General features: G+C 43.4%; 1 protein-coding gene and 2 pseudogenes. All 3 read left to right on the forward strand.

All coding sequences use genetic code 11. The features are described from left to right. Window positions 1–191: pseudogene (locus tag OSCIL6407_RS0128845) on the forward strand (Uma2 family endonuclease); the annotation flags it as partial. Between the two features lie 1,159 nt (window positions 192–1,350). Continuing rightward, window positions 1,351–1,581, forward strand: a complete 231-nt coding sequence (locus OSCIL6407_RS0128850; RefSeq protein ID WP_007354493.1) for a hypothetical protein — start codon at window positions 1,351–1,353, stop codon at window positions 1,579–1,581. Next, window positions 1,582–2,113 (forward strand): annotated as a pseudogene (locus OSCIL6407_RS36015) (plasmid replication protein, CyRepA1 family); the annotation flags it as partial. It abuts the gene before it with no gap.

Below are 2,113 nucleotides of genomic sequence, written 5' to 3' on the forward strand. Positions count from 1 at the left end.
GTTTGGGGGGCAGGCAGTTTATCGGCAATCCCAAACAACCCACGTTCAGCGTTTATGAATTGGTTGATGGGGAGTATCAGGTCAAACAGTTTAGGGGAAACTCGCGCATTGAGTCGGCTGCATTTCCTGAATTGCAACTGACGGCAGAGCAGATTTTTCGCGCTGGCTTGCCCCCAAACGAATTGACCTAGAAGAGCATCACGCTATTACAACTTGAGGGCGATCGCTCATTCATATAGTCCTAATACTAATTAATTCGTGATTTTGCCATTGTTTTTTGCCAAATATTTGGAAAAGATCAGGCAAAAACTTCTTTAAAACTTAGCTTGATTCTTTTGGGCGATCGCTCAAAACGCTGATTGTTGTAGTCAAAATGCTACCCACATCGTCAGGGTAAATACTTCTCGTGCGAGACATCAGACTTATTACCGAGGGCTGGCAACGCAAAAATTATGCTTTATGGCGATCGCCGTCAACTTTAGATGTATGAGTGCTGGTTTGATATAGCAGTGAGGGGTATAGCCGAGATACTCTACCCCCTAACGGCATCAAAGGTTTATGAAACCAGTATTCAGTATCGGGTTTATTCTCGTGCTATGCGCTCAACCCATTAAGAGCATCAAAGGTTTATGAAACCAGTATTCAGTATCGGGTTTATTCTCGTGCTATGCGCTCAACCCATTAAGAGCATCAAAGGTTTATGAAACCAGTATTCAGTATCGGGTTCTCGTTCTATGCGCTCAACCCCTTAAGAGCATCAAAGGTTTATGAAACCAGTATTCAGTATCGGGTTTATTCTCGTGCTATGCGCTCGTGAGGCAAGCCTTAAAGGTTTATGATTGTGACTTGACCAACTCAAACTTAATCCCAAAAAAAGATCGCTAGTGGCGATCGCAAAACGGAAAAATAGATTACTATTAAAACAATACTTCGGACACTTTTTAATATGCAAAGTATCAGTTTTTGGATCGGAAAGCAATTAAGTGAGGCGATTGATAAAAAACCGCCTCACCAATAAACACTCACCAAAGGATAAATAATCGCTACTAAGCGAGCGCTTTTTGTGAGAGAATACTCGAAAAATATTTAATTGAGGGAAAATCTATGAAAACGAAGCGACAATCGAGAAAACTACCCAGAAATTAAATTTGCCGAATTGAGTGCATCAATTCAGCAATTACACCCGGTTTTGCAGAACGGGTCAAAAAGAAAATATTTGTTATGTAAATGTAACAAAAACGGTGTCAATAGTCAACTCAATCAGACTTTTTGTGATTGCAGTCCCTATTTTGACAACTTTAAACAACAGACCCCTGCAAAAGCGGTGTTAACCCTTACAAAGGAACACCGATGGAATTTTCAAAAAATGAGTTAGGTAGTATATGTGGTAAGGCACAACCTATTGTGTCATCACCACACTATCCTCACACCGACTCAAGTAATTGCAATCTAAAAAACGAAAACAGATTTGCAGAACCTACTGAGCAAATCTTTGAAGTAGCACCGCATCAATTGTTTGATTTCCTTCAAAAATATGGCGATGGCGGTACACTCCGATTGAAATTTGGGGGGGCAAAATAAATGCACCCCACTCTGACACTCCCCAACTCGCCCGTCTATCAGAGCAGCGATCGCACTGACTACCGCCAAGATTGGTTAGACTCTGGCGTTGACGATGCAATCATTAACCTCAACGTACAGGAGATCGCTGGCGCAGACTTATTTGAATTTCTCTATCCCCACCCGCAGCGCCTCAACGCGGGCCGCCTCAACGCCAAGTACCTGAGACTTTGGGAACGCTGCGTAGACTTTGACAACACTCCACTGTCACACGGCTGGATCTGCAACGGTCGCGTCAAGATTTTACAAGGGCCCTTACTCAAACCTGAGAATGGCAAAAACGGAAAATGGAAAGTCGTAAAGTACCGCAACCCTGAAGGGGGTAAAGCCCCGATCGCATTCCTCAAAGTACCGCTTCACATCTGGGAGAAAGTTGCGGCGCAGTATGGTATCGCCATGCCTAGTTACATAGAGGTTACACAAGAAGGTTCGGCTCTGGGTTTTGGGAATGGGTGCTTAAAATCGAGTTCCTGTAAAACCGACAGAAGGTGTG

Origin of the sequence: Kamptonema formosum PCC 6407, assembly GCF_000332155.1 — a bacterium.
Classification (GTDB): Bacteria; Cyanobacteriota; Cyanobacteriia; order Cyanobacteriales; family Microcoleaceae; genus Kamptonema; species Kamptonema formosum.